The organism is Chamaesiphon sp. OTE_20_metabat_361 (genome assembly GCF_031364565.1).
The window spans coordinates 1-26,185 of sequence record NZ_JANLWO010000225.1 but is presented as its reverse complement, the minus strand read 5'-3'; the positions used below and the strand labels follow the sequence as shown (position 1 = coordinate 26,185).

The 26,185-nt window shown below is 46.1% G+C and carries 20 protein-coding genes; 1 reads left to right on the top strand and 19 read right to left on the bottom strand.

Translation table 11 applies throughout. From position 1 onward, the window contains the following. The 4 genes from hemW to RMO35_RS06485 form a co-directional block, all read right to left on the bottom strand. Nucleotides 1–956 (bottom strand): radical SAM family heme chaperone HemW (hemW, locus tag RMO35_RS06500; RefSeq protein WP_309739464.1); only part of this gene is annotated, 956 nt, incomplete at its 3' end. Between the two features lie 253 nt (nt 957–1,209). Next, entirely contained in the window at nt 1,210–2,127 is a 918-nt protein-coding gene (locus RMO35_RS06495; protein WP_309739462.1) for a polysaccharide biosynthesis tyrosine autokinase, read from the bottom strand. A 39-nt stretch (nt 2,128–2,166) separates the two neighbouring features. After that, on the bottom strand, nt 2,167–3,552 hold the full coding sequence (locus RMO35_RS06490) for a Wzz/FepE/Etk N-terminal domain-containing protein (protein WP_309739459.1): 1,386 nt from the start codon (nt 3,550–3,552) through the stop codon (nt 2,167–2,169). 389 nt (nt 3,553–3,941) lie between these two features. Continuing rightward, entirely contained in the window at nt 3,942–5,078 is a 1,137-nt protein-coding gene (locus RMO35_RS06485) for a glycosyltransferase family 1 protein (protein ID WP_309739458.1), read from the bottom strand. A gap of 335 nt (nt 5,079–5,413) precedes the next feature. Here RMO35_RS06485 and RMO35_RS06480 point away from each other — a divergent pair, with 335 nt between their 5' ends. Next, nucleotides 5,414–6,097: a cytosine deaminase gene (locus RMO35_RS06480; protein WP_309739456.1), complete on the top strand. Its 684-nt coding sequence runs from the start codon at nt 5,414–5,416 to the stop codon at nt 6,095–6,097. On the opposite strand, the gene RMO35_RS06475 is transcribed toward RMO35_RS06480, so the two are convergent. The 15 genes from RMO35_RS06475 to RMO35_RS06405 form a co-directional block, all read right to left on the bottom strand. Further along, nucleotides 6,094–6,999, bottom strand: coding sequence for a methyltransferase domain-containing protein (locus RMO35_RS06475; RefSeq protein WP_309739455.1), 906 nt, complete (start codon nt 6,997–6,999; stop codon nt 6,094–6,096). The two genes, RMO35_RS06480 and RMO35_RS06475, sit on opposite strands and share 4 nt — an antisense overlap. 430 nt (nt 7,000–7,429) lie before the next feature. Further along, nucleotides 7,430–8,608 carry a hypothetical protein gene (locus RMO35_RS06470; protein ID WP_309739453.1) on the bottom strand — a complete coding sequence of 393 codons (1,179 nt, stop codon included), beginning with the start codon at nt 8,606–8,608 and terminating at the stop codon, nt 7,430–7,432. Between the two features lie 259 nt (nt 8,609–8,867). Continuing rightward, the gene (locus RMO35_RS06465; RefSeq protein WP_309739450.1) at nt 8,868–10,130 is read right to left on the bottom strand and encodes a glycosyltransferase; all 1,263 of its coding nucleotides are present in this window, start codon (nt 10,128–10,130) and stop codon (nt 8,868–8,870) included. Nucleotides 10,131–10,157: 27 nt separating this feature from the next. Beyond that, nucleotides 10,158–10,901, bottom strand: coding sequence for an FkbM family methyltransferase (locus tag RMO35_RS06460; RefSeq protein WP_309739449.1), 744 nt, complete (start codon nt 10,899–10,901; stop codon nt 10,158–10,160). Between the two features lie 119 nt (nt 10,902–11,020). Further along, the gene (locus RMO35_RS06455; RefSeq protein ID WP_309739448.1) at nt 11,021–12,136 is read right to left on the bottom strand and encodes a glycosyltransferase family 1 protein; all 1,116 of its coding nucleotides are present in this window, start codon (nt 12,134–12,136) and stop codon (nt 11,021–11,023) included. Continuing rightward, nucleotides 12,127–13,332: a glycosyltransferase gene (locus RMO35_RS06450; RefSeq protein ID WP_309739447.1), complete on the bottom strand. Its 1,206-nt coding sequence runs from the start codon at nt 13,330–13,332 to the stop codon at nt 12,127–12,129. Before RMO35_RS06450 ends, RMO35_RS06455 begins: the two co-directional genes overlap by 10 nt. An 11-nt stretch (nt 13,333–13,343) precedes the next feature. Beyond that, nucleotides 13,344–14,399: a glycosyltransferase gene (locus RMO35_RS06445; protein WP_309739445.1), complete on the bottom strand. Its 1,056-nt coding sequence runs from the start codon at nt 14,397–14,399 to the stop codon at nt 13,344–13,346. 39 nt (nt 14,400–14,438) lie between these two features. Beyond that, nucleotides 14,439–15,320: a glycosyltransferase gene (locus tag RMO35_RS06440; RefSeq protein ID WP_309739443.1), complete on the bottom strand. Its 882-nt coding sequence runs from the start codon at nt 15,318–15,320 to the stop codon at nt 14,439–14,441. A 124-nt stretch (nt 15,321–15,444) separates the two neighbouring features. Beyond that, a complete protein-coding gene (gene glf, locus RMO35_RS06435; protein WP_309739441.1) occupies nt 15,445–16,563 on the bottom strand; it encodes a UDP-galactopyranose mutase in 1,119 nt (372 codons plus the stop codon). A gap of 38 nt (nt 16,564–16,601) precedes the next feature. Further along, nucleotides 16,602–17,516, bottom strand: coding sequence for a glycosyltransferase (locus tag RMO35_RS06430; RefSeq protein ID WP_309739438.1), 915 nt, complete (start codon nt 17,514–17,516; stop codon nt 16,602–16,604). 41 nt (nt 17,517–17,557) lie between these two features. Continuing rightward, on the bottom strand, nt 17,558–18,709 hold the full coding sequence (locus RMO35_RS06425) for a glycosyltransferase family 4 protein (RefSeq protein WP_396134850.1): 1,152 nt from the start codon (nt 18,707–18,709) through the stop codon (nt 17,558–17,560). Nucleotides 18,710–18,938: 229 nt separating this feature from the next. Next, complete coding sequence (locus RMO35_RS06420; RefSeq protein WP_309739434.1) at nt 18,939–20,669, bottom strand: ABC transporter ATP-binding protein; 1,731 nt, start codon at nt 20,667–20,669, stop codon at nt 18,939–18,941. Nucleotides 20,670–20,787: 118 nt separating this feature from the next. Next, nucleotides 20,788–21,819, bottom strand: coding sequence for a glycosyltransferase family 8 protein (locus RMO35_RS06415; protein WP_309739432.1), 1,032 nt, complete (start codon nt 21,817–21,819; stop codon nt 20,788–20,790). 56 nt (nt 21,820–21,875) lie between these two features. Further along, nucleotides 21,876–23,663 (bottom strand): glycosyltransferase family 4 protein, encoded by a 1,788-nt coding sequence (locus RMO35_RS06410; RefSeq protein ID WP_309739431.1) that lies wholly within the window; start codon nt 23,661–23,663, stop codon nt 21,876–21,878. Nucleotides 23,664–23,740: 77 nt separating this feature from the next. Continuing rightward, a partial coding sequence (locus RMO35_RS06405) for a DUF4082 domain-containing protein (RefSeq protein WP_309739429.1) occupies nt 23,741–26,185 on the bottom strand: 2,445 nt, incomplete at its 5' end.

Here is a 26,185-nt window from a genome sequence, read left to right as displayed (position 1 = left end):
ATCAAAGTTTCTAAAAACCGATCCTCAGCGGCGGTAAGATCGACTCGCCAATCGCAGCCATCGGCAATCCATTGATAGTATTCTTGAGTCTTGCGGGGACGAGTGAAGCGATAATTTTCGAGATTGCTAGCTGCACCCATGCCGAAAGCGTAGTAGGGTTCATTTTGCCAATAAGTGCGATTGTGGCGACACTGAGATTCAGGCTTGGCGTAGTTAGAAATTTCATAATGTTCGTAACCCGCGCTGCTGAGGATCTGCTGGGCGGTACGATACATCTGGGCGGTGGCTTCGTCGCTGGGGAGGGGTTTGTCGCCAGGTTGATACTGCTTGGCGAAGGGGGTTTGGGCTTCGACGATCAGATCGTAGCAGGAAATATGGGTGGGTTGGAGGGCGATCGCGCACTTGAGAGAAGCTTCCCAGTCAGTCAAAGTTTGTTGGGGTAAGCCAGAAATCAGATCGAGACTCCAGTTGGTGACACCACCTTGATGAAGTAACTCTACAGCAGCGTAAATATCGCCGACAGTATGCGATCGACCGCATAATTGTAATAGGTTGTCTTGAAAGGCTTGCACGCCGATACTGACCCGATTTACCCCCGCCTGGAGATAGCCCTTAAGTTGAGCTAGATCGAATGTCCCCGGATCGATTTCCATCGAGATTTCGGCATTACTGGCGATCTCAAATTTAGCGGCTAATAAATCTAAAATCTGACTTAATTGCGCGACGGTAAGCAGTGAAGGGGTGCCGCCACCGAAGAAGACCGTTTCGAGAGGTTGATGGTAATTTGTCTGCGTGGCAATCTCTTGTGCCAATCGATCGACATAAAGCTGGATGTTACCAGAATTCGCACCGTTAGAGCGATCTCCAACTACAAACACGGGAAAGTCGCAGTAGTAGCACCGCCGCCGACAGAAGGGGATATGAATATACGCAGCAGTTGGCAGCAAGGGACTCATGACAAATATTTGAGCTTCCCCGCTAGGTGATTAAATTCACCTGCTGGGGAGATGTCTCTATTGTAGATCGGTACTGCGATCCTGCCGAATGTTGTCGTTGGCGTAGCCTCTCTGCGCAGGCAGACGCTGTGCCTAACGGCAGGCTATCGCCAACGCGTTGGCAACGCCTGCGCTTTGCGCTTACGGAACGAGAATCGAGTCAACAACATGGCAACTTCTGTGTTCTCGCTCCAAGATCCTACTCCAGCAATGCTTAAGCAACATTAGCTACTTTGCGATCATAATATGCCCCGGCTGAAGACTGACGATCTGCGACCATATTCACCACTAGACCCAACACTGCAACTCTAGATACCTCTAGCGTTCGGAGTGAGCTGCGGAGAACTTCTCGATCGACTTTCCCGAGACTAGTCACCATTAATAATCCATCTGTCTGGGGAATTAATAATAGTGAATCGGCAAAGTTTAAAGGAACTGTATCATAGATAACTAGATCGAAGTTACGTTCGCAAGTTTTCATCAGATCCTTCATTTTTTGCGAGCTTAATATACTCGTTGGATCTAGCGCGATCGAACCTGAGAGGAGAATATACAAGTTTTCTTCTCCTGGTAAAAGTTGAACCGTCTCCATCAACTGAGAATTACCAGCGATGATATCAGTTAAACCGTAAATTGTGTCGTTGCGATCGTGGGGGTTGACTAAACTTTGTAAATTTGGCTTACGCAGATCGGCATTGACGAGTAAAACCCTTTGACCCATTGCGGCTGCGGCTTGAGCCAGTTGGATCGAAATTGTGGTTTTACCTTCGTCGGGTAAGGAGGAACTCACAACCAGCGAGCGTACGGGTTCATCTGGACTCAATAGCCGCACTTGAGAATTGAGCGCGCGAAAGGACTCAATGAATGGTGAAAATTGATAGGCAGTTGTAGTATTAGAACTATTTCTTCGACGCAGTGATGAAACGCCATTTTTTTGCTTACTATTTTTTGATTTAACGCTCGATTTACTCTCATCTTCACGCTCGGGAATCATGCCTAAAATTGGAATATCTAGCGCATCGCGTAAGTCTTTAAGTGAATAAATCACATTATTCATTTTATCGACTAATAAAGCTACTCCCGTTCCTAAAATTAGACCCGCAACCGAACCCAAGACTAAGTTGCTCGTCAAACTACCTGCTGAAACTTCCTTAACAGCAGGCAGTGCGACCTATTCCCACGGCACCTCTTGACGAGCGGCATTAATCATCAACTCTTCCCGTTTTTGCAAAAACTTGCTCAGTTGTTCGGTGGCAATTTTTAATTGACGTTGAATATCTTCATATTGACGGGAAATAATTGGCAGTCGATTTGTTTCGCCAGCTAAGGAGTCATTGACTAAATTTAAGCTTTTGAGCTTAGCTTCCCACACCTTTACTTGGGTATCAGCAGCAATTAATTGTTTGCTCAGATCTTGTCTGAGTCCATTTTGATATGGCAATGCCTGAACATTAGGAATGCTCTGAGCTAGTTTACTACCTAATAGCGCATCGGCATTTTGTTGGAGGAGCGGCAGTAAGTTTTTTCGTTTTTCTCGGAGCAAGATTATCCGAGGATGCTCCTCAGTCAATTGTGCAGATAGAGTCTTTAATTCTATGTCGATCTCTTGTAGTTGTTTGACTAGTTGTTGGTATCCAGGAGCCTCACTCAACACGGAGGCGGCTTCAGCAGTTTTAGGCTGAAGTTGCACCTGGTCTAAAAGCGATTGATAAAGCTGCTTCGCCTTGGCTAGCTCTACTTGCGCTGTCGATCGATCTTGTTTGGTCGCACCCATTTGAGTGCCGAGCTGGGCACCCAAAGTTGTGGGATCGACTAAGTTATTCTCTTCCCGAAATTTCTGTAATGTTAACTCCAACTGGCTGACTTGATTTTTGACTTTTGGCAGTTGAGCGTCCACAAATTGCAACGCTCGACGAACATTGGTTTGCCGTTCTCTCAAACTATATTGAATATAAGCATCAGATAGCAGATTCATCACTCTCTTAGTTTCCTTGGCGGAGCCAGAGCGATAGTGAACTTCTAATATTTTTGTTTCCGATTGGTCTTTGAGGCGATTGATTGTCAACGACTTTCTCAAGGTTTCATATGAAAGTTTGGGGTAATCGACCTGAAGCTCTTTAACTACGGGTAGCAAGATCTTATCGCTCAAGAGAATCTGAATTTGAGTCGGATAGTCTAGAGTCGTTTTTAAAGATTGAGCGCTACCTAAGTCTTGCTCTTCAACACTTGTTTGATTGACTTTATTAATCGAAGAAACTACTTGACCTTCAGCGGTAACGGGTTCGATTAGCATGTTGAATTGACCCTCGTACGCTGTGGGGCGAGTCCGGCTCCAGGCGACTGTTGCGCCGAGGGTGACAATATTTGCCAGCACCACAATCCACAATCGACGGCGGATCGCTCTCCAAACGCGATCGAGATCTAAACCTCCTTCTTCAGCATCAGCAGCTAGCGTCATTGCCGAACCGATCGCCTTAGACTGAGATCTCTGGTCTAAATGACTGTCCCGCCAATTATCTTCATTTGGTTGTGATGCTCGCTTAACAACATTGCCCATTCTATATAGTCCCCAAAAGATCGAGATCTTTAATCCTTTCCCAAACAGGTTGATGAGTTTAGGCTTGGATAACAGTTAGTAATATTACCCTAATAACACTTTTTGTATTGTAACTTAAACATCGATCGCCGTTAACCGTATGTTGAATAGTAGTTAGTTTCCTGTTACTAGCATTGTAGGCAGTACAAACACATTACATCTTCGATTGTCACCTAGATCGATTTAACTGGTGACTGATATGATTTGCTCGGATTTAACCTCTCTCTCGATCGTACAAACAAGTTAGATTTTATACCTCAGCATAATGGCTAATTATTACGAGTGAAAGTACTAGAGATACCTCGCTCGCGCTATCCTCTCGACAGAGATTATTCGTCACTTAGCGATCTTTAGAAGATCGATCGCAATGTTAAGTATAAATTCAAATATTGGGTGGCAGATTGAGTCTTGGTAAATCGATTGTCCTCAGTTGTTGGGGTGGGCTCTGTTGTGGCTAGAGCGCAGCCAATTGACTGTGCCATATTAGCGACGGGATCTCCCGCCAAATCGAAATAAATACAGCTAGACGAGCCAATTTCTCTGAATACAGGAATATCCGAACAAACTACTTGACAGGAGAAATATAAAGCTTCTACCAGCGGAATACAGAATCCTTCAAGCGTGGACGGAATTACAAATAATCGACACTTTTGATAGAGCCAGCAAAGTTCGCGATCGTCGATCGCCGATAGTAACAGTATGGCATCTCCCAGTTCCAATTGCTCGATCGACTGTTTTAGCTTTTCGGTTTCCGGGCCAATGCTACCCACGATTACCAACTTAGTGCGAGCATCAATCTGACGATCGCGTTGCAGTAAGGCATACGATTGAATTAACAAGTCAATATTCTTGTTTTTACGATGTTGACCGACGCAGAGAATAAATGAAGGCTCCGCCTGATCTTCGAGGATAGCGAGCGATTTTGGCTCGATGCGCTCGAAGTCCACATAATTGTAAATAACTTGAGCCTTTTCCGGCTGAGATCTAATTCTTGGGAAGTAGAAATTTAAGTCATCTAAGGTTGTCTGGGATACACAGACCAAAGCATTACTGTTACCAATACATTGCCATAAAAACAATCGATTTAGTAGAGCGCGATGACGACCGAAATTCTCGGGAATTTTGTAAGGATAAAGGTCGTGAATAGTCGCCACGATCGGGCAATCGAAAAACCACTTAAATAGTGGCAATGGAAATGATAAATGAATCAGATCGGGTTGAAGCTGTTTGGCTAGCTTGGGCAAACCAAACAAGAACCATAAGTTCCTTGACCAAGAGGTATTTTCGATATCAATACCGATAACTTCAATTTTTTTTTCGTCCGAAAAAAAGATATTTTGAAAATAGCCCTGTTGCCAAGTGCCAGTTACCACAGTCACCTGGGCGATTTCAGCTTTTTCTACGAGACACTTAGTCAAATTAGCGGCATGTCGGCAAACTCCGGTAGGCTCTATCGGTCGATGTAAAGCAACAACTAGAATGTGCATGACAAGTTAATGAATTCGCTATATTTATATTCGGACATGAGTAGTGTGTCAACTTTGGTAAAATACTGAATCCCAACTTTGATGACTATGGTAATTTTAAATCTACGGCAAAGCACTGAGAGCGATACCGATCGTAAGGCTCTGAAGCTTGTACTCGGTATTCTCCTTCATCAGCATAATTTCTGATATCCTTATTCTAGCGATAGCTATCTGGTTTTCTAACCGTTTTTTTACTAAAATTAGCATCAGGAAGACACGATAAATAGCGTAGTTTTTATTCTATAATCGATGTATTTTAGCCGCGAGTCACCCCGATCGGCTCGCTCTGTCAGTCAATGTCATTAACTATCGATCCTCAATGCGCTGGGTTATGTATCAAGATCGGTGCTGCTGGCCTACCCAATTTATGCGCGATTTTAGGAGTACTCGCGATCGTATTACTACTGGGAGTGTCGAGTTTGGGATTTTTCGTCGTCAACCTGCATGGGTTCCTCGCAAAAAACGATCCAGTCGCCACAGAAGTTTTGGTGGTGGAAGGGTGGCTGCCTGACTATGCGATCGCAGCGGCGATGACTGAGTTTCAAACAGGTGGCTACAAAACACTGATTACAGTCGGTGCGCCCGTACCGCGCGGATTTCACTTGTCCGAGTACAAAACCTTTGCGGAGGTGGCTGCTGCCACCCTTGTTGCACAGGGATTTAACCCCCACCAACTTCAGATCGTTTCGACCGACTATGCGCCAGAATGCCGCACCCAAAATGCGGCGACGGCATTCAAACACTATTGGGCAAGCTCTGACGCTCCGCCGATCCAATCGATGAATGTGTTTACACTAGGCCCCCACGCTCGCAGAACCTGGCTAGTGTTCCGCAAAGTCTTTCCCGCTCCTATTCAGGTGGGAATTATCGGCACTAAAGTTTTAGCATATAACGAGCGTAGTTGGTGGCGATCGAGTGAGGGCGTCCGCACTGTGGTTGCCGAATCGATCGCCTACTTATATCGACGATTTGGGGGCTAGGTGCCGACAGAGGGCTTTCTGGCGATACACATAATCGATTGCGCCCCTTCAGGGCTATCGGAGTCGATCCCAGACATCTTTTGGAGCATCCGCAATCTTGAGGGCAATGTACCCATATTGCCCTCAAGCACCTCTGCGCCCAGATCGTGGTTGTGGGGGTAAAGTTTGAATTCAAACCCCAATGGATCTAACACCTGATGATAGAGCGCTGGCGTAATTCCGTCACCAGGGATCTTATTGTGTGCCTCGCAGGGAATCCTCAGCTTGCGATATTCCATCGAGAGGTAATGCGGACTCCTAGTCAACCAGTAGAGTTTGAAACGGTGCTTTCTCATAAATGCCGCCAGCCCTTTAAAGTGCATCGCCGTCACTTGAGGGTCGAGATCTGTCATCAGTAACCCACCAGGACGCAAGATCCGCGCGGCTTCAGATAGGACTTTTGCCATATCATCGCAGTGATGGATGGTGGCAGTCGCGATCGCCACATCCGCAAAACCATTTACCAGCGGTAGGTCTTGAGCATCTGCCCACAGCGGGGTATAGCCTACTTGTTTCGCCATTTTCAACCCTTCATAAGAAACATCGACACCGATTAATACCTGGGGTGAACCACCAACCGTCGCATAGAAATTTCCCGGCCCGCAGCCGATATCGACCACAATTTTGCCGTCCAGACTGCCAACTGCTGCCTGCCAACGCGATCGAAATGTTTCGTTACGATGAGATTCCTCAAAATATTCTGGCCCCCAAACTGGATGTCCGAAAAATTCACTGTTAGCTTTCATTGCTACAGTCATCTCGCCGATGTGGCTGGTAAATATACCATGCTCATCCAGCTTTACTGCTGTACTGTCTATTAAATACGGGCTGATATCTGAAGTTAGCTGCAAGTAATTTTGCACGATCTTTTCTCCAATAATCTGTATGAAATACTCTTGGTCTTAAAGCTAGCTGAATTTTCAGTCAATAGCAGCCACTTGACAATTTTGCTCGATCCGATCCCAGCACCCCTTCACTCAAATCGATAGATAATAGTCAATCTGAAACAATAATTATCTATCGATTCGCGGTATAATTTCAGATAATTTAGATACTATTTCATTAGTAGTAATCTATTCCAAAAGCGGCTTGATATTATTTAGTTATAATAATACCATAAATGTATGATTTGTCAATAATATGTCAATAAATATTGCAATAATTTAACATCACGAGCTATATTATGACTACCAAGATATAGCTTAACAAAATGATAGTTGTTGGCTCAACTATCCCTAGATTCTTACTGAACATCTGCTGTTAGTCAGATCGAAGAAGATCGAATTTTGGTAACTAATGAGCTAATGTCCGAACGCGATGCTCTTGCCAACGTAGTCCAATCAGCATCGCCATAGTTAGCATAAATCCAGGTTCTTCCATTTGAGTAAGAAAGAAGCCGTAAATAAAAATTGTCAACATCAGAAACCTGCAAAAATCATCGATGCAGAAGTAATGCCAGACTAAAAACCCCAAATATAAGTAAGCCGCAATACCCAGCCAACCTTGATCTCCCCAAATTCCAGCCCAGCTAAATAGTGGCACGTATAGAGTCGTAGACCAAGCAATCCAATTACTATTGATAAAAGACCACATTTCATCATATAGAGGATGCTTTGTGCCCCCAACTAATGACAATATGCTCCACATATCATTAATCGTCCAACCTCCCAACCGACCGAGCGTGTGCCCAGGTCCTAATCCAACCAACCAATTGAGGGGGGAACGATAGTAAGCAAGAACGCGACGGATACCCTCCGTTTTGACATCTAAGCCTCCCCCAGCCTCATTATTATTAATGTCGCTTCTATTCATCCACTGAGCGTAAGCTTCAAAACCTGCGACGTTATGAATCAACCACCAGAAAGCACCAAGTGCTAATCCGAAACAAGATAGATACATGACAATCTTTCTAATATTCTGGATCTTGCTCGAAGCAAGTATAATCCAAGCCAATCCACTGACAAGAATTACCTGTTTTGTATCGGCAATTTGAATCTGATAAATAGTACCAATTAGACCTAGTATCCTTATCCACAGAGGCACCTGTTTTTGATACAAGAAGCAATAGATAAACACACTAACTGAGACGGCAGCAGAAATATATCCGCCAGCCCCCGATATAAAGAATACTCCTTGCACCCCATCTGTCTCATTGTAAGGATGTGCGCTAATCCGTCCGGCAAGCAGGAGAATTTTTTGGGCGATCGCAAGAACTAGATTAATTATCGCCGAGATAATCAGCCAACGTCTTAACTTATTCAGACCTTCTACTGTGAAATCTACACAAGTTATCGCCAGAATAAACATAAAAGGCTCTGCCAGCATCATAAAGTTAATGATGACATTAGGAATTCCAGCATTGTTAACGATCGCACTAAAGACGATCGTCCCCAAAAATATCCCCATGGCAATAATTAGCGACCATGTACGCGAGACTAGGCGGCGATCTTTCGTCCGAGCTGTTGACAGCACAATTGCCACCACGAAAGGCACGATCGCAAAGTGCAAAAAGTTTAAAATAGAGGGTGCGCGCGTAATAGAGCAAAAGATTCGCGAATAGAATGTTGTCGCAAAGGCAATAAAAATAAGTGTAGAATTGTTGACAAATCCTCTTTTTTTATTTGCAGAGATCGTACTTGAGCTATACATTTTAGTACTATGACATAGTTACTCGATTTTGGTATTGACAAGCTGGGGTTGTCTAACAAAATTGCTAATTTCTAACAGGCAGCTAAGTGTCGTATTCTGCGATATCTGCACCCAGCGATCGAGACGATATCTGCCGTTTGTATATTTGCGAATATAACTTGCCTTGGGCATCCCAAGTAAATATTTCTCTAGCGCGTTGTTGTCCAGCCTTGCCCATTTCGATACACAGATCGACATCTTCAGCCAATCGGCACATTGCCGTTGCGATGTCAGCGATACTTTGGTCAGGAGTGAGTGCCGGGATCGGGAAACCTGTTTCCGCCGTAACCTGAACCGCAGGGCCGCCGAGATCTAGACAGATAACTGGGCGACCCGCTGCCATTGCTTCCAAGCATACTAATCCGCCAGAGTCGTGCAAACTGGGATGAACTAAAACAGAACTCTCTCCGAGCTGTGCCAATACCCCCTCCCTCGGCAGATGCCCTAAAAACTTGACTCGCTCGCAGATGCCCAGCTCATGTACTAGAGCTTGCAGGCGGGGCAATTCTGCCCCTTCGCCTAAAATCCAATACTCAGCATCGGTCAGTTGGGCACGGGCAAAGGCTTGTAAGCCCAAGTGGAGTCCTTTCCAATGGAGCAAGCGAGCGATACTGATAAACCGAGTCGGACGAGTGCTGGGGGGCGGACATTGGGCGAGTCGAGCGAGTTCTAGTTCGGACAGGTTGCATTGAGATAATACTTGCACTTGCGTCGCACCCATTAACCTAATTTGTCTGGCGGTATCTGCGGTCGTCGCAAATGCGATCGCGCTCCGACGAGCGGTCATCCGCGCGAAGGGATCTTGCTCTCCCAGCCAACGCCAGATAGAGCGGAGGGTTTCATAAGCTCGATTTTTGAAGTTGAAGTCTTGCCAATAGGCGAGCGGTGCAGATTCGCCGCCGCCCACGGGTCCCCACACAAACGGGATCGGTAATAAGCAGAGAAAACTCGGACTAGAGTGTCTGACAAAGGTGACGTGATGAGTCAGATCGAAGTCGATCTCGCGATGCAGCTGTTTGGCAACAAAGTAAGCCTGAATTTGCCACAGGTAATAGTGTAGCTGCATACCGCCAGAATGCCCCCACCGTCGGCTATCCTGCCAAAAAGGTAAAGTAAAATAAACAAAATGCAGGTTATCGATCGGCTGGCGTGCTAGCTCTGCTTCAATGATATCCTGGCTTTCATCGGGACGAGTCAATACCCAAACTTGGTGATACCTGGCGACTTCTCGAACTACATTCCAGCCGACACCAGGCTCAGATCCTTGACCCGGTTCGCAGGAATACGCTGACAGCAGAACTTTCATAGCTACACCTCTTTTGAATCGATCTTCCTAACTAGGCTTAAAAATAAAGTTACACACATAAGTTTTACCTAAAGAAGTAAGACCTTGATAATTATTGATATCTTGGTGTTTCTCTTTAGAAAATTCACTTAAACTTCTCAGTTCGCCATTAAATAAGAAAAAACCGACATACCCTAAAGCCATAATTTTAGAGAATATTTCGGTGATATCTTTATTGGCATGATGTTTTTGTTCGATTTCTACAATCATGACTGGGCGTTGTGTAGTAATCAAGTCGATCGCCCCATCAATTACCGTTTCCTCGTGTCCTTCAACATCAATTTTGATAAATCCTACGTTGTGATGTCCGCAGTCATCCAAACGCTGGAGTGGTACATCAAACGTTTGGATTTCGATAGAGGTTGGCAGTTCCAGACTACCGAGTTGATCGTAAGCAAAAGTATCGACGATCGGAATCGATAGCTGCGCTACTCCCGCTCGATCGGATATCGCAACTGGATAAATACTCACATTAGATTTAGCAAATGCTTTAGTCAAAAATTTTGCCAACTCTGGATTGGGTTCGTAGGCAAAAACTTTTTGGGAAAGTTTGGAGAGAAAATAAGTATAAGATCCCTTATTCGCGCCGATATCAATACTATTTCTTTGCGGATCTACTAGATCGTCGAGCAATTTGAGTTCTGGTTCGCCAGATTTATAATTGGTATCGGCAATCAGTCGAATCGTCACCGACGGCGGCAGCAATCGCCTAATTGTATTTTTGATAAACATTAGTTTTGTGGATAGGGGATAGGGGATAGGGGATATGGGATAGGGGATAGTGGATAGCTTGCACTGAGCGACAGCCGAAGTGTGAATAGTGACGCAAGCGCCCCGTCTCCCCCTCTCCCTCACTTCTTATTCGCGATCGTTCGCTCGTATACTTGAGCTACGCACTCGGCATTACGTTCCCAGGTAAATGCTTTGACTCGTTCCAAACCGCGATCGACTAGTTCTTGATAAAACTGTGGTTCATGGTACAGCCGGATGGCAGCAGCAGCTATTTCATCCGCACTAGTAGGTGCGACTAAAACACCAGCATCGCCCACGACTTCTGGCATCGCTGACGCGTTTGACGTAATCGCTGGCGTACCACAAGCCATAGCTTCCAATAGTGTCATCCCAAAGCCTTCATACAATGACGGTGCGACTAAAACATCGGCGGCATTGTATAGTTGCAGTAGTGTGGATTTATCGGGCTTGCCAAAATAACGGACGATCGATTCCAGTCCTCGATCTTGAATGAACTGCTGTTGTGCGGAAGTAAAATCAGCGCCAGCTTTCCAGAAGGCAATCGGGAGTTGCCTATCTTTTAAAATTGCGATCGCCTCAAGGATCGTGTCAATATTCTTCCGGGGATGGTTAGATCCCACATTTAATAGGCAAAATGTTGCGGGGGAGATGTGCTGTTGCTGACGGTAGGCTGCAATCGCCGATTTTGGTAGAGGCCCAAAGATGTCTTCTACGGCATTGGGAATGACCGTAATCTGCGTGGGATCGATTTCCAAAATCTCGGTAGTATCGCTAGCAGTAGCTGAGGATACCGAAATAAGATGGTCTGCATAACGCATCCCATTGACAGAATACAACCAAGCGCGTTTGCTGACAATCGGTAATTGCACCGATCCTTGTAAGTTATCTGGAAAAAAGTAGTTAGCCAGATCGTGACAGGTGACGACAATCGGGCTGCCAGAATTTTGCAACCAGTAGGCGATATTGGCATCACAAGGTTCGACAATATGAAAAATATCTGCCACTTGCTGTCGAACCGCTTGGGGATATCGCCAGAACCGCTCGTAGTATTTTTGAATTCTTAGCGATATAGAATAACTACCTCGATCGAACGATCTGGGCACCAGCTCAATAATTTCCCACTCTGGACGAACTTTTTTCAGTCCGGCAATAAGATTGTCGGTGTAAATATCTAAGCTAAATTCGGCCATTGTCCGAGCGATTGCTACGCGCATTCGAGTGTCTCCTCTGGTGGGTAGTCGAGCGATTGCTGCCACAGATTCAGCGATCTAGTGGCAATCTGTTGATGGGAATAAAATTGGCGAACGCGGGCGATGCCATATTGTCCCACCTCTTGTCGCCAATCTGGATCGGCGATCGCGCGTTCCAAAATTGCTGCCAGCCCGATCGCATCATCTTCCTTAAATATTAGATCGGATCTTCCGATCGCATGAGGAATTTCACCACAATCAGAGCCAACCACTGGCACACCCATTGCCATCGCTTCGATCAGAACGTGACCGAATTGTTCCTTCCAGGTTGGAGTCGATCGAGAAGGCAAGATCAGCACGTCGAATGTGCCGATTTGTGCGGGCGCAGCTTCATGTCGAATCGCCTCGTGCCATATAATCCGCTTGTCAATTTGCAAAACTGCGGCAGCTTGCTGTAGTGCTATGCGTTCTGTACCCGACCCACACACTGTAATCGTGAAGTTCAAGCCACGTTCTTGCAGGCATCGCGCGGCGGCCAATAGGGTATCGACCCCTTTTTCGGGAACTAAGCGTCCCAAGAAGCCGATATTAAATTCAGCTTGAGGGTCTCGATCGGTTTTAGGTGCGAACAACTGAGTATCGACGCCTATTTGCGGCATTACTTCCAGCCGTCCAGTATAGCCCCACCGCCGCAGAATTTTTGCACCATCCTCATTTCCCGAAATTAACGCACTCACAGTATTCAGGACAAATTGGCAGGTTAACTGACGCAAAATGGGCAACTTTCGTTCGATATTTTCCCAACCGAAGACGATCGAGGGTTTGCCTGTTAACCTGCTCCACATGGCAACTTCAAAAGCCAGTACGGAAAATACTTCCGCTTCGACTTGCACCAAATCGGGTTGAAAATCTTTTAATACCCGACCGAGTGCCCAGGGTAGATAGCAGTAGGCACCCCCGCGCCCGCTGAACAGCACTGGGGCTTGATAGATTTTGATCCTGGGATAGGGTTTCTCGACTGGCATCGTGCGATTCCACTCCGCAGCCTTCCAGTTACTAGGTACCAGCAACCCGACATCGACGCGATCGGTTGCGGCGATCGCGTCCAATTTGCCCTGATTGACACCGACAACGTACGCATGACTGACAAACAACACTCTTAATTTGCGACCTAGCTGGGCTTGAATTAAAGGGGTTTGTGCGGTATCTACAGCATTCATTATTCTCTTCCTCAACTACTCACGAGAGCGCGAATTTTTCTAACAGTCCAATCGATCGCTTTGGGTCGAAATTGGGGAGCATATAACCAGGTCATGGCAGGTCGTGCCAGTGCTAATGGCATCAGACCCACCCAGATAAACCAAAGACTGTAGATGACACACTTTTGCCAGTTGAATGTAGAATATTTCCACAGCGAACGGATACCCTGGTAAATCAACGACCACGCTCGATCCGATGGTACCGGATGATTTTGAGGATCTAGCCTTAACGAAATCATCCGCGACCAGAGGCGACCGATCGATCTTTGTGCCAAATCAGTTGGTAATATCTGCCCTAGCTCTGCGGCTTTTTGCTCCAGCAAAGCATAGTTTTGTAAATCGTGACAGACAAATCGCCGGAATCGATCGCCTGTAACTGTCGCCAATGCCCATTGATTACTGTTATGAATTCGATAAGCACCCAATGGTTCTTCAATCGCAGCAACTTCCCCAGCAAAGGGAATGAGCATCGATAAATAATCATCTGCTGTCAATTTATAAGCAGCGGGAATCGGGAAAATTGGTGCCATCGCCTTGCGGCTGAGTGCATTGCCGCTGGTGGGCGTACTGGTATACCCACCGAACTCCAGCAAAGTTTTCCAGACTTCACCTGTTGCTAATGGCTGGCTACCTTGAGGGGATGTATATCCCAGTGACTGACCCTCAGCATCTACCACCTGTAGACGGTAGTGTACTTTAGCCAGATTTGGTTGCCAGATGGCGACAATGCGTTCGATGGCTGTGGGCATTAGGTAATCATCAGCATCTAGAAATACAATGATGTCGCCGCGACTTTTGGCAAATCCACTGTTGAAGGCGGCTGCTTGCTTGCCATTGGGCTGGAAGATCGGCACGATCCGATCGCCATATCTGATAATAATCTCGCGAGATTTATCCGTCGAACCGTCATCGACAACAATAACTTCCGTATGAAGATAAGTTTGATTTAAAGCACTATCGATCGCCTCCGTCAGGAAGCGATCGTAATTATAATTATTGATGATGATGCTAACTAAAATATCATTCATATTTAAAAACGATCGAGTCCCGATCGACAGCTATCTCCTTTATCCCAAAAGTTGATATTTCAAAGAGCGACTATAATAGTAGAGTGCGGATAACACCTTTCCTTGTTTTAACGATTCATTGCCAGTACGTTTGCTATTGTAAGCACACAGTTGACGATACTCGGAGGCAATCTCATCAAAGAAAGGATTTTGATAAACTTTTTCCGATACAAAGAGAGTTTCCAAACAATTTTGGAGGGCGCGGGTAGATGTACCGCTACCACCATGAATCCGATATTCCGTCAACCGTTCTGGTACATAAAAAACATCCATCCCACTACTCACCAGACAAGAGCTGAGAAAGAAATCGTAGGCACCCCCTACCTTTTCGGAGTATGCCGACCAATCGATCGCCGACTTCCGAAAAACTGCCGATGATGCTAGCGGAATCGATTTATTGAAAATCAACTTTTGGGGTTGTTTTACCAGTCCTCGATCTATTCCGCTGCGGCCAAATCTCGTAGTTTGTTCTTCGGTTTTAGTCACCATTCGATCGCCAGCCGCATCGATAATCCAATGATCGCAAAAAGACAGACAAATGTTTGGATTTGACAACATTTCGGGCACTAATTCCTCTAAAAAATCTGGCAACCAGCGATCGTCATCATCGAGTTTTGTGAGTAAATCGGCGCGAGCGGCTTGAAAGCCACTCAAATTATTCATGGCAATTCCCAAATTTTGAGGATTAGCTCGATAAATAATACGCGAGTCTTCATAGCTCTGGCAAAGATCGGCGATTTTTGGTTCGGCACTATCATCACAAACAACGATCTCAAAATCGGTAAAAGTTTGCGCGAGCGCACTCTCGATCGCCTCTTTGAGATAATCGATCCGCTTGTAAGCAGGCATGATAATTGAAACGGCTGGCAATGAATCATTCATAAGTTCGCTCCGGTCTTAAATTTTATGTCAATATCAAGATAATTTATAGATTTAAGTATTTTGTCGAGTATTGAGAGTGAAAATTAGTACTCTTGCTCGTTTCGGTCTCTAAATTTATGGGAAATTAATTAGTTATTGCCATTTCTAATGCTTCTCTAGTGCTGATTTTATCGAATGTCATTAAGGCTTGAGCTACGACTTGATCCATGTTGTAATACTTATAAGTTGCCAGCCTGCCGACGAAATGTACCCTAGGAGTGGCATCGGCAAGTTCTTTATACTGTTTGTAGAGTTCTGCATTTTCCGGACGCGGAATTGGATAGTAAGGATCGCCTTCAGCTTGAGGAAACTCGTAGACAATGCTGGTTTTATGATGCTCCTGTCCGGTCAGGTATTTAAACTCAGTGACGCGAGTATAGAGATGTTCGTTGGGATAATTAATCACGGGTGCAGATTGGAAGACAGGTCGATCTTGAGTTTCGTGTTTGAATTCGAGCGATCGATACGGCAACTTTCCAAACCGAAGATCGAAAAAGTCATCGACTGGCCCGGTATAAATCATTTCTTGATAAGGAATGACCTGTTGAATTTCTCGATAATCGGTGTTGAGCATCACTTTGATATTCGGATGCGCCAGCATGTTCTCAAACATCGGCGTAAAGCCATGTAGAGGCATTGACTGATATGTATCGGTAAAATACCGATCGTCGCGATTGGTGCGGGTGGGAACGCGAGCAGTGACCGATCGATCGAGTTCTGAGGGATCGATGCCCCATTGTTTGCGGGTATAGTTGCGGAAAAACTTTTTATATAATTCTTGTCCGACTTTACTAACGACGACATCCTCTGATGTCAAAATTTGCTCTCGTGGCTCGGCTACCGATGCCAAAAACTCTTCGACTTCAAATGCGGTTAGGTTCAATCCATAGAGTTGATTGATCGTATTTAAGTTGATCGGGATTGGGACGAGCTGACCGTCAACGCTAGCCAGAACGCGGTGTTCGTAACGTCGCCACTCGGTAAATAACGATAGATATTCAAAGACATCGCGGGAATTGGTATGAAAAATATGCGGACCGTATTTATGGATCAGTACGCCATCATTGTTGTAGCGATCGTAAGCATTGCCGCCGATATGGTTGCGACGATCGACAATTAATACTTTTTTGCCCAACTGGCTTGCCAATCGTTCTGCCAAAACGCTCCCTGCAAACCCCGCACCAACAATCAGATAATCAAACATGAGAATGCGCTCCTTTAACTAGTAATCTCGATCGAAGATTAGGATTTATGAATATCGGCAGGATCTTTGGCAAACAGAAAATCAGTGATAAATCCGAAGGATTTAGGGAAGGTATATCTGAACGTATCTACAAATCCGGAAATACCATAGTATCTCAATCGGAATGCTGCCACATGCAGCAAAGCATAAGGCAGATAAAATAATGCTTTCCCTTTGTTATTATCAGTGGAAAAATAACGTTTGAAGGTCACATATATTCGACTGGCATCGTGATATGGTTTGTAGTAATCGCGATTGATTTCTGATGGGTAGTGAAAATTAATCGCTTCTGGGAAGAGCACGATCTTATATCCTTTAGTAATTGCTCTAGTGGTAAGATCGATTTCGTCATTTCCATATACCAATCGCTCATCAAACAAAACTTTTTTAAATACCGATACTGGAAAAATCGCACTATTGATCACCACCGATTTGATGATATCGCCTTGCTTGTATTCAACACTCTGCCAGCCAATAAAAGTTTGATCGCCAGGATAGAGTAGTCTGCCATTGACATTCTCAATGCCACTCAGAATCACATTATCGATTTCTTCTGATTCAGCACATTTCAACCAGCGAGCGTGCATCATTTCCAAGAAATTCTCGGTCAAGATGACATCATCATCAATAAACAGTACATGAGAACCCGCGACCGCACTCAAGGCTTTATTTCGATTTGCACCTAAACCTCGTCGTGGCCCTTCGATATATTTGATATTGGGAAAACGAGCGGCAACCAACTCTTTGGTTCGCTCGTCCGTACTGTCATCGGACACGATCGTTTCAAATGCGGGATATGTCGATCGCTCGACTGAATTTAAGGCTTTGGTTAGGTCGTCAGGACGATTTCTCGTACAGATACAAACAGAAATGTTCAAGAGCATATCCGTGTTTCGATCGAGGGTATTCATCATTTTTTTACATGTATGTTTACTTTTAAATTGACCCGATTGAATTAGATTTCTAATAATAAGTTTTTTACAGTTTTTCCAGATACATTCCAATTCAGGCGAGACTCATACTCATGAAAAGATGAGAGAGCCAATTCAATATAGTTAGAGTAATTGGTAAATAGATTTAAAATATAGCTGCAATATTCTTGGATATCGGCAGTTACATCGAAGGTTTTACCATTGAGATTGTCTTTGACGATCGTGGGAATACCACCAACATTGGTAGACAAACAAGGCACTCCAACTGCATTAGCCTCACACAATACGATCGGCGTACAATCTGCAAGTGAGGGGATAATTAGCAAATGTGACTCGGCAATTAAGCGAGCAATTCGCGCTTTGCCTAAATCTGTAGATTTACTAATAAAACCTAGTGGCTTAACAAAATCGGGTAATGGATCTGCGGAAATCGGTTGACAACCAACGAGTGTCAGTTCGGTATTTAAACCTGCGTTGTTTAATGCCGTAGCAACTTTAAGTGCCACGTCGCCGCCTTTGCGATACCAGTCAACTCCTAAAAACAGCAGTTTACAAAGATTTTCCGGTCGAGCGGCGATCGCCGCTCGGACTTCAGCCGCATCATATTTGACTTCGATATTTGCGCCAAACGGAACTACTTTAACTTTAGACTTATCTACTCCATAGCGAGAGATTGCGGCTTGTGCTGCCCAATCAGATGAATAAATCGCTAACTGACATTTTTGATGAGCTTGTTGTTCTACATTATGCCAATCGCTCATCGACTCCTCGCAGACATTACTATAGTCTGGATAATAGTCTAACAGGCTGTCAAAGCTGGCATCTGCCCAAAAGACCATCGGTTGTTTGGATTCGAGATAAGCAAGGGGATTTGCCGATGCACTAAAGACAATATCTGCCTGAGCATCCATTAATCGATCGGAAATTTGTCGAGCATAACCTTTGAGAACGCAGGGGGTAGGATTCTTTAAATATTTTTTCCGAAATAGTTCGTGATAATGTCGCTTATATTTTTGCACAAGGCGACACCTAACTGAAATGTCTAATGGACCGATGTAATCTAAATTGCACGATTGATTTTGAAGCGACTGTGCAATATAGTAGCCTAGCCCCGACCAATCATTAAATCCTTTTAAAATCCGCGAATCATAAGGTGTTATGTATGCTAGTTTCATAAGTTGGGTTCCTGTTGGGCGCAATCGAAAGATCCAGTGTCGAACGATCGAGATCGGTTGGGGATAGACGATCTCAAACTCGATCGAAAAGCCTGTGCATACTAGGTAAACTACGATCGAATCTTTTAATAAATTTCCATCGTCGAGCGAGGGTATCTATTGAAATCATCTGTGAGGCTCCTGCCGCACGGCTGTGATAGAGAAGTTAAAGTTTGAAATAAAACAATTGTCATTGTCCCAGAACTACCTCCTGATAGCTTCCTGACTTGAGAATTCGACCTCGATCGATCTGATAAATACAATCGCAATGCTCGATCGTCGAGAGGCGATGGGCGATGATAATAATCGTTTTGCTCCTACTCAAGGCTTTGGTAGCTGCCGTTACCAGTTGTTCGGTTTCATTGTCTAGGGCAGCGGTGGCTTCATCGAAAACTAGAACTTCGCGCTGGTGGTAAAGGACGCGAGCGATACCGACTCGCTGCCTTTGCCCGCCCGATAGCAGCACGCCGCGCTCGCCAACCATCGTGTGGATGCCATTGGGTAAATTTTCGACCACATCTTGCAACTGCGCCATCTCGATCGCTTGTTGGAGTCGCAGCCGATCGATCGACCCATCGGCAACGCCAAAGGCAATATTGCGCTCTAGCGTATCGTCGGTGAGGAAAATGGATTGGGGCACGTAACCCAAGATATTTTGCCAAGCTCGCAGATCTCGATAAACCGATCTGCCATCGACCTTGATATCTCCAGACTGAGGCAAAAATAGCCCCAAGATTACATCCACCAAAGTTGTCTTCCCAGAGCCAGATTTACCAATAATACCAATCGATTGCCCCTTGGCAATTGTGAGGGAGATATCTTCTAAAACCAAGCGCGGATGCTGGGAATATTGGAAATTAATGCCCTCTAAGGCGATCTCGCGCGTGAATGACATTTGTTCGCGCTGGGCGGTTGCCATCTTCCCACCAGCTTGGGCTGGCGTATTTGCGATTGGTAACGGCACTTCTCGCTCCAGTTGCTGGAGGTCGAAATATAACTTATCGACTGCAAAACTATTTGCCCGCATCACGTTCAATCCCGATACCAAATTACCGGATGCAGGCAGCAGCCGAATTGCCGCCAAGCCGAAAATCCCCAGCACCGCACCCAGATCTCGATCGCCGCGATTCAAGGTTACGAATAACAGAGTAAAGCCGACCAAAAATGTCAGCATCAAGGCTTCGATCGCGTAACGCGGTAAATTGCCGTAGCTCTGAGAGAGTGTCAGATTGGTAGCAAATTTGGCTGACTGTTCCTCCATTTGCTGTTGGAAATATGCCTCGCAACCAATTACCCGCGTCTCTTTCAAGCCGCCTAATCCATGGTTGAGAATGCGAATCATCTCGCCTGCCGCTTGCCAACCTTCTTTTCCCCATCGCACCAGGCGATGTTTCATTGCTTGCGACAATACCAGCATTGCCAACAACAACATCCCAATTAAAATCAAGGCGAACGCATCAGTTTGAATTAGCAGGATCGTTAACGCCAATGTCACCAACAGATTGGAGATCGATGTCAGCAGGGGCATCACTACACCGAGACAAACATTATCGGTAGTGGAAATAATGTCCTGAATCAGGTTCGCAGAATTGATATTTAAGTGAAAACTATAGGGAGCGGCTAGATACGCTTGCATCAACTTGCAGGAGAGATCTCTTTTTAAGTTATAACCAAATTGAAATACTGATTTTTGGGCTTGAAAGCTTAAAAATGCTTTGATATAAAAGGTGGCGATCGCGAGTGCGCCCAAGCCTAGCAAAAATTGTCGCTCCGAACTAAAATTCAAGGTGATGTAGGCTAAATTCAACCACCGATTGCTAGCGATAAATTCTGGATGAGTGGCGATCGCAATGAATGGACCGATGATTCCAGTTCCTAAAATTTCCAAGCCAGAAATCAAGACAAATGCCAATAGCGTCACAATTAGCGATCGATAATGACCCCTAGTAAGATAAAGAAATTTGGTTAGATACTGCAACACGATCGGTAAATAAAAGATTGAATAAATTAACGAGCAATGAGCGAAACGAATATCAAACTTAGCTAAAATTTTTGACTAAAACTTTTAGCTTGCCAGCCAACTTTAGTTGCAGTCGTCGCCAGATCGTCAATCGCCATCCCGACCATGCCGTCCGATCGATGTACTTAAAAAAGTCTTCTTTGCGGGGACAATGGCGCGATGTCCATGGCTTCTTCGCCGAAGCATAGTGAACGATCGCTGGCTGGTGAATGAGATTGTGGTAGATATCCTTAGTAAATAAGCTCTCGCGCTCGTCTTGCCAAGCTAAATAACTACTTGTATCGTAATCATAGAAAGAAGTGGAATTAAAATTCCATTTGGGATCGATTTGTCCCCATTTGCCCGCCAGCAGGGGATTTAATATATCCTGATCGTGCCAGCGAACGAACTGTTTATTGTGCTGGAGATAATCCATCGACTGGTTGCAAAAGTCATCAGCCCGCCACTTTTGAAGGTTAATTACCAACACCCCAGCATTGAAATATTTCGCATCTGCTGAAATGCCCAATTCGCGATAATTTAACAATCCATTAGCTGTCGATACATAGCGAATCCAGGTATCCTGTGCTGCTAAGATGTAATTATCGCCCAATTGATATTGCCAGAGTTCTGCCAGATTTCCCTTGACGACAAGATCGCAATCTAAGTAAATAACTTTGTTTATTTCAGCAGGTAAGACTTCGGGAATGAGAATTCTAAAAAATGTGGCGACCGAGAGATATTGAGAAATAGTTTTGCCGTCGGGGCCGAGGGTATGATTGATTTGCTTGAGATGCTCGATCGCTGGCAAATTGGGAACTGTTAAAAATTTTAGTTCGCATTTTGCCGATTGCGTCGATTGCCAAATTTTTTGTTTATTACGTTCTTGAATACCGCCATCGAGGATGTAAAATACGAGTCGAGCATCGCCCTGGTAATTATCGATCGCCGATCGCAAGGTAACGGCGAGCGGCATGGCATAATTATCATCAGCAGCACAAACAACGATAATCGGATCGGCGGCGATTGAAGGTTTAATTGCGGCGCGATTTGCTAAAACTTCAACTTGCATAAAAATATCCGTGTATCTATGTGTATATTAAGGGCAATACAGAAAGAAAACCTCGGTCAAATGCCTGTAACAGCGGCAAATTTAGCACGCATTTGATAGTAACGATCTCTCCACCGAGACGAAGCTAGCATATTAAGTTGATTGCCGCGCCATCCATAGCGTTCGACCAGACTCAACCATAGTTCCCAGCGTTGCGGTAGCGGCATCAATGGCAGGTGCCACTGGGCGACCTGCTGGAAATTGGCGCGACCGAGCGAAGCATGGGAGCACAAGAGTGCGTCTAGCTCGCCCAAACATTGTTCGGTCTGGGACTCAGCAGCTTTGACTCTGGGCAGACTGGCAGCTTGGCAATAGATTTTTTCGAGCGTATCGAGCCAATTTTGTCCCCAGTGGGTGTGGGCGATTTGGTGCTGGGTTGCCGCTCCCAGAGAGAGTCGATATGCCTCGTCAGCGATCGCTTGCGACAATGCTGCTAAATATGTCGGTAGATCTGAAGGCTCGATCGCCTGTCCGGCTAACCCTGGTGTATCCTGTCCGAAAATTTGACAGGTTGCCAGAGGGTATGGATTGCGACTGAACAGTGGCGTACCGTAGCTGCCAGCTTCCAGCAAGGATGTTGTTGAGGGAACTGGGAAGGAATCGACATAAATATCGGCAGCCTGGTAGAATTCAGCCGTACGATCGGTTGGCTTCAACACTTGAATCCTGCCGTTGGTTTGCGCGATTGCCTCAGACCAATCCTCGTCGAGATCTCCAGCACCAACGATCGTCAGCATTGCTTGGGGGTGTTCTTGCAATAGCGGAACGTGAGCCTGGGCAAAATTGATGTCGCCGATCGTTTTATATTTTGGCGGTCTGGCGATCGATAGTAAGAGGACGGTATCAGGAGCAATCCCCAAGTGTTGTTTTGCTGCTGCTCGACTCAGAGATCTGTGCATTGGTTCTAAGGCGATCGGTAGAAGCATGTTACGCTCTGGAGCGATGCCTCGGCGATGTTGAGATAGATACCTGCCTGATTCGCGCAAGTTGGCAACTACATCACTCGTACCCGCCCCCAGCCAAAACCAATGATCGCCGTGATTGGTATAAATCGATGGTGGCATCCGATCTTTATCCGCAAAAGCGACGAGCGGTACGGCATCGTATTCCCAAGCATGAGTGACGATGATGTCCGCTTGAGCGGCACATTCACGCAGTTTTCTAGCTCGATCGAGGATGCGATCGGATGCTTGGTTTAAGATGTGAATTCTACCATTACTCTTGGCGATCGCCTCTTGCAGCAGTTGGGGAACCTCTTGCGGTGCTTGTAAAGTCAATGCCAGCGAATGGGAGCGTTTGGTATCTTGTTGAATCCAACGTCGAATCATCCGAGGAATGCCGCTAAAGGTCGAGATATTCGTAGAGACATGCAGGATGCGCTGTGGATTTCCCGCTGGTGGTTGCTGCTGGGGATAGAGGTGGCTGGGGATCTCCTGGCGACCGATCTCGATGAGAATTTGCTCCAACTCTGGACTGGTAAAAAAGCCGCCATGATTGAATTGAGCGTATTGAGCGGCAATTTCCACGTAGGATGCTGCTGCCTCGAATTTTCTCTGTCGGGCTAAGGATCTGGCTCGCTCGACCAACTGCTGAAATTCCGCAAAATGTTGGGGAATCAGCGTGCGACTTTCTGCTTGCCACTGGTTTAAGATGTCACTACTGATGTGAGGCATATAATAACGTAAGTTGCTAGTTATGAGTTGTTGTGCCAAATCCGATTGATAAAGCTTTTTTGCGCCAGTGACAACCCTTCGCCCTCTCCCCGCTCCCAAGCTGGGGAGCTGGGCTGAATAACAATCGGGCAAGTAGTGGCAGGTTAAGCTGCTCAGAGAATTTAACCGCTGCCACCATCGCTGGAGAGCGGTTAAACATCGGCATTCACTTAAGCGGGGTTCCAGCGGACGATCGCACCAGTTACCAAATCGACCCCATAGAGTCTGCCATCAGGCCCCATTTCAGCATCAACAATATAGGGAATATTGTCATCAAAGACTTGGATGTTCGTGACTTGGCGGTTGCCATCGAGAGAGGCGGCATAGAGCGTGCCACCATTGACATCCCCAAAGATCAGCGTATTGCTATTGTAAAAGTCCCCGACCATAATCGCGTTGGCAAAATCTGGCGCACCATGACTGCGAGCCAGAATTGGAAATACCGCAACAGGGTCGCTTTCATTATTGCGGTTGCCATTGTTGTAGAATACGCCTGCTTGAGGTAGATCTCGATAAGATCCCGTGCGATCGTTTCCTTCGAGATAAGGCCAGCCAAAGTTAGCACCGGGGGCACCCGTGTTGATTTCTTCCCAACTATTCCAACCCACATCGCCAATGACAGGTCGATTGGTAATCGGGTCGAACGTAAATCGGAATGGGTTGCGCATCCCAGAGTAGAAGACCTTGGATTGGTTGCTATTGGGATTGTTGGCATCGTAGAACGGATTGCCTGGAACTCCCGCGCCAGTGATGGGATCGATTCTTAAGACTTTGCCGGAGAGGTTGTTGGGATCTTGCACCCTGACCGCACGCGGATCGGCGAAGTTGTAAGAGGTGCCATCGCCGTTACTAACGTAGAGGTACCCATCCGCCCCAAAATGAACGGCACCGATGGTGTGAGACGTACTATCCCCTGCCAGGTAGTCGCGAATGTTCTGGTTTTGAATGCCGGGTCGATCGGGATCGTTATCTTGGGTACCAGGATCGAGCTGACTGGCTGGGGCGGTAATCGTGCCGCCGACAATCCCTGAAGGCGGTACGTTAACAACGCCAGTGCTATCGATATCTGGATTGCTGGTGTAATCCCAGATGCTATTAGTGCCTGCTAGCACGACCAAGCTATTGGGATCGGCAACCATCGTCGTCGGATTGACTGTCAATCTGACCAATCGCGCCGGACGATTGCCATCCCCATCCGGCCCTGCATTACCAGTACGGGTTAATGTTTCTGGCGGATCGTAGGTATAGAGCAAGTAGACATAGGGCGTAGTTGAGAAATTAGGATGGATCGCCAGTCCTAACATGCCCCGATCTTCAGTATTGTTTGTCTGATTGGATAGATCGATCGTGGGGGTAGCCTGCAAAACGCCATTATCAACTACTCGTACCACGCCATTCTTTTGGGCGACCAGCATGTAACGTCCGTCCGGAGTCCAATCGATCGCTGTTGGCGAGGCTAGTCCAGTGACAACGGTTTGGCGATTGAGGCTGCCGAGTGTCAGGTCGTTATCTAGCACGGTTATGGTTGAGGCGATCTGTGTCCCCAAGCTGGCACCATTAGCGTTGCTTAGAGAAATTGTCAAGGTTTCATCGATTTCGATGTTCGAGTCATTTAAAAGCGGAATGGCAATCTGCTGGGTAACTTGTCCGGGGGCAAAGTTGACAGTGCCCGAGACGCTTGTGTAATCAGCACCGCTAGTTGCCGTACCGTTGCTGGTAGCATAATCGATCGAGGCTGCACCGCTAATGTTGCCATTGCGAATCAGCGTAATCGTGGCAGTCGGAGCGCCCTCAGATACAGTAATCGCGGCATCGCTGACGGAAATGGTATTAGGGGAATCATCATCGATAATCTCGATTAGCACCGTGCGGGGAATGCCCAAATTACCAAAGCTAGGACTTTGAATGCCAACCGCAAATCGCTCGTTAGCTTCGATCGAGCTATCATTGACGATCGGAATCGTCAAGGTTGTTTCCGCTTCCCCAATTTCAAAGACAACCTGTCCGGTATTGGCGCGACCGTTGAAGGTGGGTTGAGTATAATCATTACCTGGCGTTGCGGCTGCCCCAGCAACCTCGTTGAGTGTATACTCCAACGTCACTTGTTGCTGGGTACTGCCCGTCCGTACTACTTTGACGGTAGCCACACCAGCGGTTTCACTCACAAAAATGGTTTCGCTATCTTTGAGCGATATTGTGGGACCAGGGGTAAAGACGATATCGCGGAAGTAGTTAGCGTTATTAAATGATTGAGTGGGGAAAGCAGATGGATTGGGATTAAATACGCCGTTGCTGCCATCAGCTACAGCACTGAGATCGCCATTGGCAATCGTCGTCCTCAAACCATCTACAGTTGCCACGTAATGAGTGTTGGCATTGACAGATACCACATATGTCGTGTTAGCGGCGATCGTCAGCGGTGTCGCTAATGCCTGCTCCTGCCAGCCCGCTGTGGTTTCATTGGTAAAGGTGACGTTGGCGAGTTCTTGCCCACTACTCGACCAAATTTTTCCTACATGAGTGCCAGTTTCACTAGCAGCTTTGTAGTAGCGGATGGCATTAATCGTGCCGCTTTTGGCACTTTGGAACTCCATCCCCAGTTCGTAATCGCCCGC